Consider the following 13,876-nt stretch of genomic DNA (forward strand, 5'->3'; position numbering starts at 1 on the left):
AAATAATTTTCTCTTTGCTGGGCTTGATCGAGAGATAAATAGAAAATAATTTCAGTCAACCCCCAAATTGGGGAAGCGAGTGTCTGATGCGATATCTGCCGGTGTTTCTGGATCTGCAAAGCGGCAAGGTGCTGCTCGTTGGAGCAGGCGAGCTCGTGCGCGCCAAGTTGCGGCTGCTTGCGGCTGCCGGCGCCGCGGTTCGCTGGTATGCGACCGACGCCAGTCATGAGCTCGCAGGCATCGCGGCCGAGGACGCCGCGCGCATCGAGCGCGCCGAGGGCGATCCGCTCGCAGCCGATCTTTCTGACATCATCGCCGTGCTGTGTGCCGGCGCAGGTGACATTGGTGTCGCGATGTCGGTGCGCGCCAAGGCGATTGGCCTGCCGGTCAACGTGATGGACGATCTCGTGCACTCCACCTTCATCATGCCTGCGATCGTCGATCGCGGCGATGTCGTGGTCGCGGTCGGCACCGGCGGCACGTCGCCGGTGGTGGCGCGCCGCATCCGCGAGAAGATCGAGGCGGTGCTGCCGGCGCGGATCGGCGATCTCGCCGGTTTCATCGGTCGCTTCCGCAAGGCAATGCACGCACGCATCGACGAATTTCCGCTGCGCCGCCGCTTCTGGGAGCGCATCGTCGACGGTCCGATCGGCGCGCAGGTGCTGGCCGGCCGCAACGACGAGGCCGAGCGGGCATTCAACGCGATCACCGATCCCGCTGCGTTCGCGGGCGCTGATATTGAAGGCAAAGCCGTTGGCCATGTGACGCTGGTCGGCGCTGGCCCCGGCGATCCCGATCTGCTCACCGTGAAAGCGCTGCGCGCGCTGCAGGATGCCGATGTCGTGTTCTATGACGAATTGGTGTCGCCTGAGATTCTCGACCGTATCCGGCGCGATGCGTCGCGGATTCCGGTCGGCCGCCGCGTCGGCAAGCCCGGCATCGGCCAGGACGCCATCAACCGCCTGATGATCGAGGCGGCGCAGGCGGGCCAGCGCGCGGTGCGGCTCAAGGGCGGCGACCCCTTCATCTTCGGTCGCGGCGGCGAGGAGATCGAGGCGCTGCGCGACGCCGACGTGGCGTACTCCATCATTCCCGGCATCTCCGCCGGCCTCGGCACGGCCGCGCAGTTCGAAGTGCCGCTGACTTTCCGGCACGAGGCGCTGCGCATCACCTTCCTCACCGCGCACAAGGCGCGCGATGCCGAAGTCGTCGACTGGTCGGTGCTCACAGACACCAGGATGACCGTCGTGGTCTACATGGGCATGACTGCGGCGCCTGCGATCCGTGAAGGCATGCTGGCCGCGGGCCGCTCGCCGGAGACGCCGGTCGGCGTGTTCGCGCGCGTGACGCGGCCGGACGCCAAGGCCGCGGTCGGTACGCTGGCGCGGCTGCCCGAGCTGGTCAAACAGGTCGATGGCGGTCCCGCCGTTCTCATCATCGGCGACGTGGTTGCGCATTCCGCGCCGTGGAGCCGATCCAACGTCACCCAACTGTTCTCCAACCAGATGTTCTCCGAACTGCTGAAAGCTGCCGAATGACCTCTCCGCTCGAACAGAAGAAAATCAGGATCACAGGCCCGTCGGTGGTGACCGCCAACCGCACCTGGGATGGCGCGGTCGTGTACCGCACCGCCAAGCAAGGCTGGTCCACCGAACTTGCCGATTCCGCGATCGTGAACACCTCCGACGAGGCCCGCGCGCTGTTGGCCGAAGCCACCGCCGACGACGTCGGCGCGGTCGGCCCCTATATCGCGCCGGTCGAGCTCAAGGACGGCGGCAAGGTCAAGCCCGGCAACCTCCGCGAACATATCCGCGCCAAGGGCGTCACCATCGATCTCCAGGTCCCCGCGTAAGGCACGCCGGCGTAAGGCTCATCGCACATGTATGCTTATGACGAACTCGACCGCACGCTGATCAACGAGCGTGTTTCGGAATTCCGCGATCAGGTGAAGCGCCGCCTTTCCGGCGAGCTCACCGAGGACGAATTCAAGATCCTGCGCCTGCAGAACGGCGTGTACCTTCAGCTGCACGCCTACATGTTCCGCGTCGCGATCCCCTACGGCACGCTGTCATCGAAGCAGTTGCGCCGGTTCGCCCACGTCGCGCGCCGCTACGACCGCGGCTATGGCCACTTCACCACGCGGCAGAACATCCAGTTCAACTGGATCAAGCTCGCCGAGCTGCCGGATGCGCTGGCCGATCTCGCCGAGGTCGGCATCCATGCGATGCAGACTTCCGGCAACAACATGCGCAACGTCACCTCGGACCAGTGGGCCGGCGTCGCGCCGGGCGAGATCGAGGATCCGCGGATCTGGTCGGAGCTGATCCGCCAGCACACCACGCTGCATCCGGAATTCTCGTTCCTGCCGCGCAAGTTCAAGATCGCGATCACCGCTGCCGAGCACGACCGCGCCGCGATCAAGATCCACGACATCGGGCTGCGGTTGCACAAGAACGCCGATGGCGAGACCGGCTTCGAGGTGCTGGTCGGCGGCGGCCTCGGCCGTACCCCGTTCATCGCCAAGACCATCAAGCCGTTCGTTCCCGGCCGCGATATCCTGAGCTACATCGAGGCGATCCTGCGCGTCTACAACCAGTACGGCCGCCGCGACAACATCTACAAGGCGCGCATCAAGATCCTGGTGCACGAGCTCGGCATCGAGAAGTTCGCCAAGGAAGTCGACGAGGAGTGGAAGGCGATGGGCGATGTCGGGCTGACGCTCGACCACACCGCCATCGAGGAGGTCCGCTCGCGCTTCTCCTACCCGGCCTACGAAAAGCTGCCGCACATGCCGGACGAGCTGAAGCAGGCCGCGCATGACAAGCTGTTCGAACGCTGGCGCAAGAACTCGGTGTCGGCGCACAAGGTGCAGGGCTATTCGATCGTGACGCTGTCGCTGAAGCCGGTCGGTGGCCCGCCGGGCGATGCCACCGCCGAGCAGATGGACGCGGTCGCCGACCTTGCCGACAAATATTCGTTCGGCGAGATCCGCGTCGGCCACGAGCAGAACCTGGCGCTGCCGCATGTCGCCAAGCGCGACCTGCCGGCCCTGTTCAAGGCGCTCGACCGGCTCGGCCTCGCGACGCCGAACGTCAATCTGGTGACCGACATCATCGCCTGCCCGGGGCTGGATTACTGCTCGCTGGCCAATGCGCGCTCGATCCCGATCGCGCAGGAATTGACCCGCCGCTTCGCCAACCACGACACCGCCGACCTGATCGGCCGGCTGCACATCAACATCTCCGGCTGCATCAATGCCTGCGGCCATCACCATGTCGGCCACATCGGCATTCTCGGCGTCGAGAAGAACGGTGAGGAATTCTATCAGATCACGATCGGCGGCCGCGCCGACGAGAACGCGCAGTTGGGCACGTTGATCGGCCCGGCCGTTCCCTATGCGGAAGTCGCCGACGTGATTGAAGACATTGTCGAAGCCTATCTCGCGCTGCGCGACCGTCCCGAGGAATTGTTCGTCGATACGGTGAAGCGTCTGGGCGTCGAGCCTATCAGGGAGCGCGTTTATGCCACTCGTTAAGCAGGGTAGAATCACGACTGATCTGTTCGTGCATGTCGCCGACGGCGCGGAGCTACCGGGCGACGGCGCGGTGCTGGTGACGGCCGAGCGCTTTCTCGCCGATCCGGAGGCGCTGCTGCGCCGGTCCGGCAAGGTCGGCGTGATCTGGCCGAACAGCCGCAACCTCGAGGAACTGGTGCCGCATCTCGATCGCCTGGCCTCGGTCGCGCTGGTGTTCCCGACCTTCCGCGACGGCCGTGCCTACAGCCAGGCGCGCCTGCTGCGCGAGCGCTATGGCTATGACGGCGAGCTGCGCGCCACCGGGCAGATCCTGCGCGACCAGTTCGTGTTCATGACGCGCGCCGGCTTCGACGCTTTCGAGGTGAAGAAGGACGCCGATGCCGACGCCTTCGCCGCGACCATGAAGCGCTATTCGGTGTTCTACCAGCCGACCGGCGACGGCCGCGTCACCGCGCTCAACCGCCGCATGCAGCTGCGTCACTCGGAGAGCGCCGGCCAGTGAGCACGCTTGCACCAGAGCTGACGGCGCAGCCGAGCGGATTGCCGCCGGCCGATGCGCTGGATCGCGCGCTGCGCACCGCATCGCCGGCCGAGGTGATCGCGGCCGCGTTGAAGACGGTCGGCCGCGAGAAGCTGGCGTTGGTGTCGTCGTTCGGGACTGAATCGGCCGCGCTGCTCAAGGTGATGGCGGATGTCGATCCGGCGATCCCGGTGGTGTTCCTCGACACCGGCTGGCTATTCGAGGAGACGCTGGCCTATCGCGACACGCTGATCAAGACGCTCGGCCTCACCGATGTGCGTTCGATCAAGCCCGACGAGCAGGCGCTGGCGCGCCAGGATCCGGACCGCGAATTGTGGTTCACCGATCCCGACGCCTGCTGCCGCATCCGCAAGGTCGAGCCGCTGGCGCGCGCGTTGAAGCCGTTCGCCGGCTGGATCAACGGCCGCAAGCGTTTCCAGGGCGGCGCCCGCGCCGATATCCCTGTCGTCGAGGCCGACGGCATCAGGCTGAAATTCAATCCGTTCGCCCACGTCTCGCGCGAGGAGATCGAGGCGATCTACGCGCTCGGCAAGCTGCCGCCGCATCCACTTGTCGCATCGGGATATCAGTCGGTCGGGTGTATGCCTTGCTCGAGCCGGTCTTCTGCCGGCGAGGATGCGCGCGACGGCCGCTGGCGTGGCCGCGCCAAGACGGAGTGCGGCATCCATACGATGAAGATGTCGTAGAACACGATCCTGCTCAAACAAGCGCCAGATCGCGATGACGGTTCATCGCGATCTGACGACGCGACAAAGCCTTCGCAGGGTGGCGCCTTCGTAGCACAAGCGCGCTGCGGCGCTGAAAACAAAGAAAACCGGTTTCGTTGACTTAAGACCACTTCACCGTGAGTTATGTCTTGCATGTTCCCTGACATTTTCAGGTTGAATGGAGACAGAAATGATCCGTCGTATCCTGCCGCTGGTTGCGGGATTGTTGTGGGCGAGCTCGGTCTTTGCGGCCGACGTTTCGCTGCTCAACGTATCCTACGATCCGACTCGCGAGCTCTACGTTGATTTCAACAAGGCGTTCGCCGCGGCCTATCAGAAGGACACCGGCAAGAGCGTCGAGATCAAGCAGTCGCATGGCGGCTCGGGCTCGCAGGCGCGCTCGGTGATCGACGGCTTGCAGGCGGACATCGTCACGCTGGCGCTGGCCTATGACATCGATGCGATCGCCGGCAAGGGGCTTCTGGCAGCGGATTGGCAGAAGCGGCTGCCGCTTAACGCCTCGCCCTATACCTCGACCATCGTGTTCCTGGTGCGCAAGGGCAACCCCAAGGGCATCAAGGATTGGGACGATCTGATCAAGCCCGGCGTCGCCGTGATCACGCCGAACCCGAAGACCTCGGGCGGTGCGCGCTGGAACTATCTGGCGGCCTGGGGCTATGCACAGAAGAAGTTTGGCTCTGCCGACAAGGCGAAGAAGTTCGTCGGCGACCTCTATCAGAACGTTCCGGTGCTCGACACCGGCGCGCGTGGCTCGACCGTCACCTTCGTCGAGCGCGGCGTCGGCGACGTGCTGCTGGCCTGGGAAAACGAAGCCTTCCTGGCACTGCGCGAATTTGGCGCGGACAAGTTCGAGATCGTGGCGCCGCCGCAGTCGATCCTCGCCGAGCCGCCGGTTGCCGTGGTTGACAGCGTCGCCGACAAGAAGGGCACCCGCGCCGTCGCCGAGGCGTATCTGAAATACTGGTACACCAAGGAAGGCCAGGAGATCGCCGCGCGCAACTCCTACCGGCCGCGCGATGCCGAGATCGCCAAGGAGTACGAAAAATCCTTCGCCAAGGTCGAACTTTTCACCATCGACGACGTTTTCGGTGGTTGGACCAAGGCGCAGAAGGAGCACTTCGCCGAGGGCGGCATCTTCGATCAGATCTACAAGAACTGATCGGCGGGGGGACAGGTGACTATAGCGGTTGCACGGCGCAGCACTTTGCCGGGGTTCGGTCTCACCATGGGACTGACCCTGACATGGCTCTCCGTTATCATCCTGATTCCGCTGGCCGCGCTGTTCCTCAAGACGTTCGAGCTCAGCCTCGACCAGTTCTGGGGCATCGTCACCAGCCGCCGCACCCTGAACGCCCTGAAGATTTCGTTCGGGCTTTCGTTTGCGGCTGCCTGCGTCAATCTGGTGATGGGCACCATCATCGTCTGGGCGCTGGTGCGCTACCGCTTTCCGGGCCGGCGGCTGTTCGACGCCATCGTCGATATTCCGTTTGCCTTGCCGACCGCGGTCGCGGGCGTCGCGCTGACGCAGCTGTTCGCCCAGAAGGGCTGGCTCGGCGCGCCGCTCGCCGAACTCGGCATCAAGGTCGCGTTCACGCCGATCGGCATCTTCATCGCGATGATCTTCATCGGCATTCCATTCGTGGTGCGCACGGTGCAGCCGGTGCTGATCGATCTCGATCCCGAGATCGAGGAAGCCGCGGCGAGCCTGGGAGCCAACCGCTGGCACACCGTGTTTCGCGTCATCCTGCCGAGTTTGATTCCGGCGCTGCTTACCGGCTTCGCGCTGGCCTTCGCCCGCGCCATCGGTGAATACGGCTCGGTGATCTTCATTGCGGGCAATCTGCCCAATGTCTCCGAGATCGCGCCGCTGTTGATCGTGATCCGGTTGTCCGAATTCCGCTATGCCGACGCCACCGCAATCGCGGTCGTGATGCTGGTGGCCTCGTTCCTGATCATCTTCCTGATCAACCGCCTGCAGCGCTGGGCGCAAGCCCGCATCCCCGTGCATTGAGGTCTTGAGATGTCGATGCAGACGGGATTGGCGACCTCGACGACGCAGCTGCGGACCTACGCGCCCGCGACCGATGTCAGCGTTGCGGCGCCGGCGCCGCGGCTCGAGATCGCGCGCGCGGAGCCGGGCACGGCGCAGCGCAATCTGCGCACCGAGCCGGGCCCGATCCGCTTCATCATCATCGCGCTCGCGATCGCCTTCCTCAGCGTGTTCGTCGTGCTGCCGCTGGTGGTCGTGTTTGCGTCGGCGCTCTCGAAAGGTGTCGTCGCCTATGTCGCGGCGCTGGCCGAGCCCGAGGCGCTCGCCGCGATCAAGCTGACGCTCCTGATCGCCGCGATCTCGGTCACGCTTAACCTCGTGTTCGGCGTGGTCGCAGCCTGGGCGATCTCGAAATTCGAGTTCACCGGCAAGACCTTCCTGATCACGCTGATCGACCTGCCGTTCTCAGTGTCACCCGTGATCTCGGGCCTGGTCTTCGTGCTGCTGTTCGGCGCCCAGGGCTATTTCGGGCCCTGGCTGCAGGCCCACAACGTCCACGTCCTGTTCGCGGTGCCCGGCATCGCGCTGGCGACGATCTTCGTCACCTTCCCGTTCGTGGCGCGCGCGCTGATCCCGCTGATGCAGGAACAGGGCACCCAGGAAGAGGAGGCGGCAATCTCGCTCGGCGCGTCCGGCCTGCAGACCTTCTTCCGCGTCACGCTGCCCAACATCAAATGGGGCCTGCTCTACGGCGTCCTGCTCTGCAACGCGCGCGCGATGGGTGAATTCGGCGCCGTGTCGGTGGTCTCCGGCCACATCCGCGGCGAGACCAACACGATGCCGCTGCTGGTCGAGATTCTCTACAACGAATATCAGTTCGTCGCGTCGTTCGCGATCGCATCGCTGCTCGCGATGCTGGCGCTGATCACGCTGGTGGCGAAGACCGTTCTCGAGCGGCGGCTCGACGAGGCAGAGGTGCCCGATGGCGATTGAAGTCAGGAATATCGTAAAGACGTTCGGCAGCTTTGCCGCGCTCGACAATGTCGATCTCAAGGTCGCCGATGGCGAGCTCCTGGCGCTGCTCGGCCCGTCCGGCTCCGGCAAGACCACGCTGCTGCGGATCATCGCGGGGCTGGACTGGCCCGACTCCGGCGAGGTCGCGATCGACGGCGAGAACGCGCTGTCGCGCGGCGCCAGCGAGCGTCAGGTCGGCTTCGTGTTCCAGCACTACGCGCTGTTCCGCCACATGACGGTGTTCGAGAACGTCGCGTTCGGCCTGCGCGTGCAGCCGCGCGCGATCCGCAAGGACGAGGCGACGATCCGCGCCCGCGTCAAGAACCTGCTCGATCTGGTGCAGCTCGACTGGCTCGCCAACCGCTATCCGAGCCAATTGTCGGGCGGCCAGCGTCAGCGCATCGCCTTGGCGCGTGCGCTTGCGATCGAGCCGCGCATCCTGCTGCTCGACGAGCCGTTCGGCGCGCTCGATGCCAAGGTGCGCAAGGAGCTCCGGCAATGGCTGCGCTCGCTGCACAACGAGATCCACGTCACCTCGATCTTCGTTACCCACGACCAGGAGGAGGCGCTCGAGGTCGCCAACCGCGTCGTTGTGATGGACAAGGGCAGGATCGAGCAGATCGGCTCGCCCGGCGAGGTCTATGACAATCCGGCGACCGCCTTCGTGCACGGCTTCATCGGCGAATCCATCGTGCTGCCGGTCGATGTCGCCGGCGATGCGGTGCGGCTCGACGGCCGTCCGTTGAACATTCCGGCGCTGGGCGCCGCGTCCGGTGCGGCCAAGCTGTTCGTCCGCCGCCACGACATGGCGGTCGGTCCGGCCGGAACCGGGGCGCTGGAAGGCGCCATCCGGCATGTCCGGTCGTTCGGTCCGATCCAGCGCGCCGAGGTGGCGCTGTCGGGCAGCGAGGGCAAGACCGTGATCGAGATCGACGCCCCCCGCGACCGCGAGCTGCAAGCCGGCGAGATCGTCTCGCTGCAGCCCCGCCGCTACCGGATCTTTGCCGCCCAGGAGTAGGGCTGTAGGTCTCGTAGCCCGGATGAAGCGCAGCGAAATCCGGGACTTCGCGCCGCGGATCGACTGTTCCCGGATTGCGCTCCGCTCCATCCGGGCTACCGGGCCACGGCTACGCGAGTCCGGTGGCTATTGCTGGCCAAAAGTTAGCCCCTGTTCACCATTCAGCCACGGTTGGTATGCAACAACGGCGGGCCAACCTTGGGGGTCTTCAATAGTGAAACGGACGACGGTCGCCCTGTTCGGGCTTCTGGTGCTTGCCGGCTGCGGCACGGACACCAAAATCCCGGAAGAACCGGCCATGTATCTCAACATGGCGCAGCCCGGCGCCGTGCTCGACAGCCAGGCGGCGGCGATCATGTTTTCGCAATACCGCCAGAACAATGGCCTCGGCACCGTCGTGGTCGATCCCGACCTGACCAAGCTCGCCGAGCAGCAGTCGCAGGCGATGGCCGCCCGCAACAAGATGGACCATGACGTGAAGGCCCCGCTCGGCAAGCGGCTGGAGGCCGGCGGCTATCCGGCAACGGTCGCGGTCGAGAACATCTCGGCCGGCTATCATACGCTGGCGGAAGCCTTTTCGGGCTGGCGCGATTCACCGCCGCACAAGGCCAATATGCTCAAGAGCGGTGTCACAAAAATGGGCATCGCCGCTGTCTATGCTCCGAATACCAAATACAAGGTGTTCTGGACGCTCATTTTGGCGGCAACCTGATCCCGATAAATTCCGCGTGAACTCCCCTCGATATCTCGTTGATTGACGCGGCTGCGAACAGCCGCCACGGTGCGACCTCAAGTCATTTCGAACCGATCGGTTACGGATGGATACTTCGGATTCCGCGCCGGCCTCGACGCCGGCGCAAGCGCAGCGTGTGCTGGTTCTCCAGGGCGGCGGCGCGCTCGGCTCCTACCAGGCCGGCGCGTTCCAGGCGCTCTGTCATGCAGGCTTCGAGCCGGAATGGATCGCCGGCATTTCGATCGGCGCCATCAATGCCGCGATCATCGCCGGCAACGAGCCGGACAAGCGCGTGCCGCGGCTGAAGGAATTCTGGGAGATGGTGTCGGCGCCGGTGCCGTGGAATCCGGTCTCCAAGCATGAGCGCGCCCGCTCGCTGTTCAACGAGACCTCTGCCGCGATCATCGCGACCTTCGGCGTGCCGGGCTTCTTCACGCCGCGGATTCCGCCGGCGCCGCTGTGGCCGCCCGGCAGCTCGCAATCGCTGAGCTATTACGACACCGCGCCGCTGAAGAAGACGCTGGAGCGGCTGGTCGATTTCGACCGCATCAACGATCTGAAGACGCGGCTGTCGGTCGGCGCGGTCGGCGTCACCTCGGGCAATTTCCGCTATTTCGACAACTACGAGTTCAAGAAGGCCGGCAAGAAGATAGGCCCCGAGCACATCATGGCCTCGGGCGCGCTGCCGCCGGGCTTTCCCGCCGTGGTGATCGAGGGCGAGCATTACTGGGACGGCGGCATCGCCTCCAACACCCCGCTCGACTTCGTGCTCGACGAGGAGACCAGCCGCGATCTGCTGATCTTCCAGGTCGACCTGTTCAGCGCGCGCGGGCCGTTGCCGGAGACGCTGCTGGAGGCCGCCGAGCGCGAGAAGGACATCCGCTATTCCAGCCGGACGCGAATGAACACCGACAAGAACCGGCAGATCCACAACGCTCGCATGGCGGTGCGCGACCTGATCGGCAAGCTGCCCGATTACCTGAAGAACGATCCCTCGGTCGAGCTGCTGCGCAAGGCCTCCAAGGAGAACACCGTCACGGTGGTTCACCTGATCTACAAGAGCAAGAATTACGAGTCTTCGTCGAAGGACTACGACTTCTCCCATGTCGCGATGGTCGAGCACTGGGGCGCCGGCGTGCGCGACGTGCATTTGTCGATGCGTCACAAAGAATGGCTAGAACGGCCGCAGTCCGGGGAAACCATGGTGACTTACGACCTCACGGGGGACGAACCCAAGGCCCCTGAAGTGAAGCCCCCGGCAAGCAAATAGGAGCGAAGAACAATGGGTACGTTGACAGGCAAGACCGCCGTTGTGACCGGCTCGACCAGCGGCATTGGATTGGCTTATGCGCGCGCCTTCGCCGGCGCCGGCGCCAATGTCGTCATCAACGGCATGGGCGTTCCGGCCGACATCGAGAAGGAGCGTTCCGGCATCGAGACCGACTTCAAGGTCAAGGCGGCCTATTCGCCGGCCGACATGACCAAGCCGGCCGAGATCGCCGACATGATCGCGCTCGGTGAGAAGACCTTCGGCTCGGTCGATATCCTGGTCAACAATGCCGGCATCCAGTTCGTGTCGCCGATCGAGGAATTCCCGCCGGAGAAGTGGGAAGCCATCATCGCGATCAATCTGTCGTCGGCGTTCTACGGCATCCGCGCCGCGGTGCCCGGCATGAAGAAGCGCGGCTGGGGCCGCATCATCAACACCGCCTCGGCGCACTCGCTGGTCGCCTCGCCGTTCAAGTCGGCCTATGTCTCGGCCAAGCACGGCATCGCCGGCCTCACCAAGACCGCGGCGCTGGAGCTCGCGCAGTTCAAGATCACCTGCAACTGCATCAGCCCGGGCTATGTCTGGACGCCGCTGGTCGAGCACCAGATTCCGGAGACCATGAAGGCGCGCAACATGACCAAGGAGCAGGTCATCAAGGACGTGCTGCTCGCGGCGCAACCGACCAAGGAGTTCGTCACCTCGGAGCAGGTCGCGGCCCTCGCGCTGTTCCTGTGCGGCGACGACGCCGCGCAGATCACCGGCGCCAACCTCTCGATCGACGGCGGCTGGACCGCGGAGTAGTATTCTGGCGGAATTTGCCAGCCCAAGAACAAGCCGGCCCCGATGCATCAGGGCCGGCTTTTTTAGGGCAGCAAGTCGGCCGACCTAGCTGGCATCAGAATCGGATGGGGAGAACGGCATCCGGGACGCATGTCTGATGTGGAGGATGTCGATTGTATCGCCGCGGACCCGATAGAAAATGCGGAATGGATAGCGCAGGACGGTGACCACGCGGACCGTGGAGCGCTGCGAGACGCGCGGCGCCGCCTCGGGCGCGTGACATACACGGTCAATAACATCGCGGAAGCGGCGCTCGACAGCTGCGGCAATTGCTGGGCTGGCGTGGGTCGAATAGTAGTTCGCGATTTCGTCCAGATCACTCAGTGCTTGCCGCGAGAAGGCGACTTTCATTTGTGACGAAATTTCGCAAACGCGGCTGCGATCTCCTCGTCGGTCGCCAGCTCGCCGGCGTCGATGGATGCCATTGCTGCGTCGATGATTCGCAGTTCGTCCCGGGTCGCGACGTAGTCTTGGGCCTGCAGTTCGCTTTCGATCTGGTTTGCGATCGATACGAATTCATCCTGTGCCGCCTTCGGCCAGGATTGAACGCGATCAAGCAGATTCTTCAGTTCGACGGCTGTCATGCCATCTATTATATGCCGCGGCCCATCGAAATGCTACGGGCCCGACCGCCGCTTCCCGAACGCCAGCACGTGCAGCCCGAGCCGCGAACGCACCACGTAGAATAGCAGGATGGTCTCGAAGATCAGCGACAGCGAGGTCGAGGCGGCCGCGCCCATGCCGCCGTAGCGCGGCACCAGCGTCATGCAGAGGCCGACATTCATGAAGAACGACACCGCATAGGCGGTGGCGCAGATGCTCTGGTGGCCGAGCATGTTCAAGAGGCGCTCCACCGGTCCGATCGCCGAGCGCACCACGAGCCCGATCGCGGCGACAAACATGATGCTGTAGCCGTCGACGAATTTCGGTCCGAACAGCCACAGCAGCGGCTTGCCGAACGCGAGTAGCGCGATGGTCGCGAGCAGCGAGGGCCAGAACGTCCAGCTGATGGCGTGCGCGACATAGGCCGACAGCCGGTCCTTGTCGCCGAGCGCATTGTACTCGGCGAAGCGGTGCGCCGTCGTCGCCGACATCGCGTAGTGCACGAACGACACCAGCGCCAGCGTCTTCACGACGGCGAAATAGATGCCGACCTCCTCGGAGGAGCGGAACTGCTGCAGCATCAGCACGTCGGTGTAGCCGAGCAGGAGATAGAAGCTTTCGACCAGCATGATCGGCAGCGAGATCGCAAACCAGCCCTTGACGTCGTAGGTCTTCTCGCCCACCCCGACATGGGCCTTGAGGCGGCGGTTCAGCACGATCATCTGGCCGATCGCAGCGATGTAGACCGCGGCGGCACTCGCGATCATCGCCGCGGTCGCACCGAGATTGAGCCCGAGCGCCAGCGCGCCGGCGGTGAACGCGATGATCAGTCCCTGCCGCACGATGAACTGCGGCATCAGGCCGAGCTGCATCCAGTCATGCGCGCGTGAGATGCCGTCCTGGGTGTTGGCGACCACGAAGGGCGGCAAGGTCAGGCAGCCGATATAGAGCGGCACGATCGCGTTGGGATCGATCCAGGGCGAAGCAAGGTGGATCACGCCGGCGAGCAGCAGCGCGACCGTGCTGGAGGCGGCGAGCACCACCCAGCGTCCGCCGGAGAGGAAGCCGCGCAGTGCGGCGAGGTCGCCGCGTGCGCGATATTCCGGAATGATCTTCTGTGAGGACGGCGCGATGCCGAAATCCATGGTGCTGCCGAGCAGCAGCACCCAGGTCCAGACATAGACATAGATGCCGTAGTCCGAGCCGCTCATCCAGCGCGCCAGCAGGATCTGCGCCAGATAGGCGATCGCGGCGCTGATGACGCGGATGACGAAGATCATGCCGGCGAGGCGCTTGGTGACCGACGCCTCCTTGGTGCCGCCGAGCAGCCGCGCGGCGAGGCCGCGCAGCCGTGCGGCCGGGCCCGACGGCGCGGAGGTCGCGGCAGAGGATTCGGATCGTGTCTCCATCACAGCCAAGCGGAAAATTCCTAAAGCGCCGCAAGGCGGCAATGGCCCCCGATCTATCAACGAAACGTTAAGATTGGGTTGGGTGAGGGATGTTCCCGTCTTGCGTCGTCCCGGCGAAAGCCGGGATCCATAACCACAGGGAACAGTTGGTGGGCACAGCTTGGCCCCCAGCGTGCCCCAAACTGCCGCTGCGGA

At 64.7% G+C, this 13,876-nt stretch carries 15 protein-coding genes; 12 read left to right on the forward strand and 3 right to left on the reverse strand.

Annotation, left to right across the window (positions count from 1 at the left end):
* Positions 1 to 86 precede the first annotated feature (86 nt).
* The 12 genes from cysG to BRSPCE3_RS13305 all read left to right on the forward strand — a co-directional run bounded on the left by cysG (position 87) and on the right by BRSPCE3_RS13305 (position 11,630).
* Complete coding sequence (gene cysG, locus BRSPCE3_RS13250) at positions 87 to 1,538, forward strand: siroheme synthase CysG (RefSeq protein ID WP_244066259.1); 1,452 nt, start codon at positions 87 to 89, stop codon at positions 1,536 to 1,538.
* Positions 1,535 to 1,852, forward strand: coding sequence for a DUF2849 domain-containing protein (locus BRSPCE3_RS13255; protein WP_244066260.1), 318 nt, complete (start codon positions 1,535 to 1,537; stop codon positions 1,850 to 1,852). Before cysG ends, BRSPCE3_RS13255 begins: the two co-directional genes overlap by 4 nt.
* A 27-nt stretch (positions 1,853 to 1,879) precedes the next feature.
* Entirely contained in the window at positions 1,880 to 3,535 is a 1,656-nt protein-coding gene (locus BRSPCE3_RS13260) for a nitrite/sulfite reductase (protein WP_244066261.1), read from the forward strand.
* Complete coding sequence (locus tag BRSPCE3_RS13265; protein WP_244066262.1) at positions 3,522 to 4,037, forward strand: DUF934 domain-containing protein; 516 nt, start codon at positions 3,522 to 3,524, stop codon at positions 4,035 to 4,037. Before BRSPCE3_RS13260 ends, BRSPCE3_RS13265 begins: the two co-directional genes overlap by 14 nt.
* Entirely contained in the window at positions 4,034 to 4,762 is a 729-nt protein-coding gene (locus tag BRSPCE3_RS13270) for a phosphoadenylyl-sulfate reductase (protein ID WP_244066263.1), read from the forward strand. The genes BRSPCE3_RS13265 and BRSPCE3_RS13270 overlap by 4 nt, the downstream gene beginning before the upstream one ends.
* Before the next feature lie 199 nt (positions 4,763 to 4,961).
* On the forward strand, positions 4,962 to 5,963 hold the full coding sequence (locus BRSPCE3_RS13275; RefSeq protein ID WP_375709901.1) for a sulfate ABC transporter substrate-binding protein: 1,002 nt from the start codon (positions 4,962 to 4,964) through the stop codon (positions 5,961 to 5,963).
* Positions 5,964 to 6,008: 45 nt separating this feature from the next.
* The gene (cysT, locus tag BRSPCE3_RS13280; protein WP_092126216.1) at positions 6,009 to 6,815 is read left to right on the forward strand and encodes a sulfate ABC transporter permease subunit CysT; all 807 of its coding nucleotides are present in this window, start codon (positions 6,009 to 6,011) and stop codon (positions 6,813 to 6,815) included.
* Between the two features lie 9 nt (positions 6,816 to 6,824).
* Positions 6,825 to 7,787, forward strand: coding sequence for a sulfate ABC transporter permease (cysW, locus tag BRSPCE3_RS13285; RefSeq protein ID WP_375709902.1), 963 nt, complete (start codon positions 6,825 to 6,827; stop codon positions 7,785 to 7,787).
* The gene (locus tag BRSPCE3_RS13290; protein ID WP_244066266.1) at positions 7,777 to 8,826 is read left to right on the forward strand and encodes a sulfate/molybdate ABC transporter ATP-binding protein; all 1,050 of its coding nucleotides are present in this window, start codon (positions 7,777 to 7,779) and stop codon (positions 8,824 to 8,826) included. Before cysW ends, BRSPCE3_RS13290 begins: the two co-directional genes overlap by 11 nt.
* A gap of 214 nt (positions 8,827 to 9,040) precedes the next feature.
* Positions 9,041 to 9,538, forward strand: a complete 498-nt coding sequence (locus BRSPCE3_RS13295) for a CAP domain-containing protein (protein ID WP_244066267.1) — start codon at positions 9,041 to 9,043, stop codon at positions 9,536 to 9,538.
* Between the two features lie 106 nt (positions 9,539 to 9,644).
* A complete protein-coding gene (locus BRSPCE3_RS13300) occupies positions 9,645 to 10,829 on the forward strand; it encodes a DUF3734 domain-containing protein (protein WP_244066268.1) in 1,185 nt (394 codons plus the stop codon).
* 12 nt (positions 10,830 to 10,841) lie between these two features.
* Positions 10,842 to 11,630: a 3-hydroxybutyrate dehydrogenase gene (locus tag BRSPCE3_RS13305; RefSeq protein ID WP_106321122.1), complete on the forward strand. Its 789-nt coding sequence runs from the start codon at positions 10,842 to 10,844 to the stop codon at positions 11,628 to 11,630.
* Between the two features lie 84 nt (positions 11,631 to 11,714).
* Here the strand turns inward: BRSPCE3_RS13305 and BRSPCE3_RS13310 are convergent, their stop codons facing one another.
* From BRSPCE3_RS13310 to BRSPCE3_RS13320, 3 genes are read right to left on the reverse strand one after another with little or no spacing between them, the layout of a single operon-like run.
* Positions 11,715 to 12,020, reverse strand: a complete 306-nt coding sequence (locus BRSPCE3_RS13310) for a type II toxin-antitoxin system RelE/ParE family toxin (protein ID WP_244066269.1) — start codon at positions 12,018 to 12,020, stop codon at positions 11,715 to 11,717.
* Positions 12,017 to 12,253 (reverse strand): hypothetical protein, encoded by a 237-nt coding sequence (locus BRSPCE3_RS13315; RefSeq protein WP_244066270.1) that lies wholly within the window; start codon positions 12,251 to 12,253, stop codon positions 12,017 to 12,019. The genes BRSPCE3_RS13310 and BRSPCE3_RS13315 overlap by 4 nt, the downstream gene beginning before the upstream one ends.
* A 33-nt stretch (positions 12,254 to 12,286) precedes the next feature.
* Positions 12,287 to 13,681 carry an oligosaccharide flippase family protein gene (locus BRSPCE3_RS13320; RefSeq protein WP_244066536.1) on the reverse strand — a complete coding sequence of 465 codons (1,395 nt, stop codon included), beginning with the start codon at positions 13,679 to 13,681 and terminating at the stop codon, positions 12,287 to 12,289.
* Positions 13,682 to 13,876 lie beyond the last annotated feature (195 nt).

It is taken from the genome of Bradyrhizobium sp. Ce-3, assembly GCF_022835695.1.
In the GTDB taxonomy this organism is placed as follows: domain Bacteria; phylum Pseudomonadota; class Alphaproteobacteria; order Rhizobiales; family Xanthobacteraceae; genus Bradyrhizobium.

Excerpts from the sequence above, each read along its gene's own strand:
- cysG (WP_244066259.1), top strand. The coding sequence starts at position 87 with ATGCGATATCTGCCGGTGTTTCTGGATCTGCAAAGCGGCAAGGTGCTG.
- BRSPCE3_RS13255 (WP_244066260.1), top strand. The coding sequence starts at position 1,535 with ATGACCTCTCCGCTCGAACAGAAGAAAATCAGGATCACAGGCCCGTCG.
- BRSPCE3_RS13260 (WP_244066261.1), top strand. The coding sequence starts at position 1,880 with ATGTATGCTTATGACGAACTCGACCGCACGCTGATCAACGAGCGTGTT.
- BRSPCE3_RS13265 (WP_244066262.1), top strand. The coding sequence starts at position 3,522 with ATGCCACTCGTTAAGCAGGGTAGAATCACGACTGATCTGTTCGTGCAT.
- BRSPCE3_RS13275 (WP_375709901.1), top strand. The coding sequence starts at position 4,962 with ATGGAGACAGAAATGATCCGTCGTATCCTGCCGCTGGTTGCGGGATTG.
- cysW (WP_375709902.1), top strand. The coding sequence starts at position 6,825 with ATGTCGATGCAGACGGGATTGGCGACCTCGACGACGCAGCTGCGGACC.
- BRSPCE3_RS13290 (WP_244066266.1), top strand. The coding sequence starts at position 7,777 with ATGGCGATTGAAGTCAGGAATATCGTAAAGACGTTCGGCAGCTTTGCC.
- BRSPCE3_RS13300 (WP_244066268.1), top strand. The coding sequence starts at position 9,645 with ATGGATACTTCGGATTCCGCGCCGGCCTCGACGCCGGCGCAAGCGCAG.
- BRSPCE3_RS13305 (WP_106321122.1), top strand. The coding sequence starts at position 10,842 with ATGGGTACGTTGACAGGCAAGACCGCCGTTGTGACCGGCTCGACCAGC.
- BRSPCE3_RS13310 (WP_244066269.1), bottom strand. The coding sequence starts at position 12,020 with ATGAAAGTCGCCTTCTCGCGGCAAGCACTGAGTGATCTGGACGAAATC.
- BRSPCE3_RS13315 (WP_244066270.1), bottom strand. The coding sequence starts at position 12,253 with ATGACAGCCGTCGAACTGAAGAATCTGCTTGATCGCGTTCAATCCTGG.
- BRSPCE3_RS13320 (WP_244066536.1), bottom strand. The coding sequence starts at position 13,681 with ATGGAGACACGATCCGAATCCTCTGCCGCGACCTCCGCGCCGTCGGGC.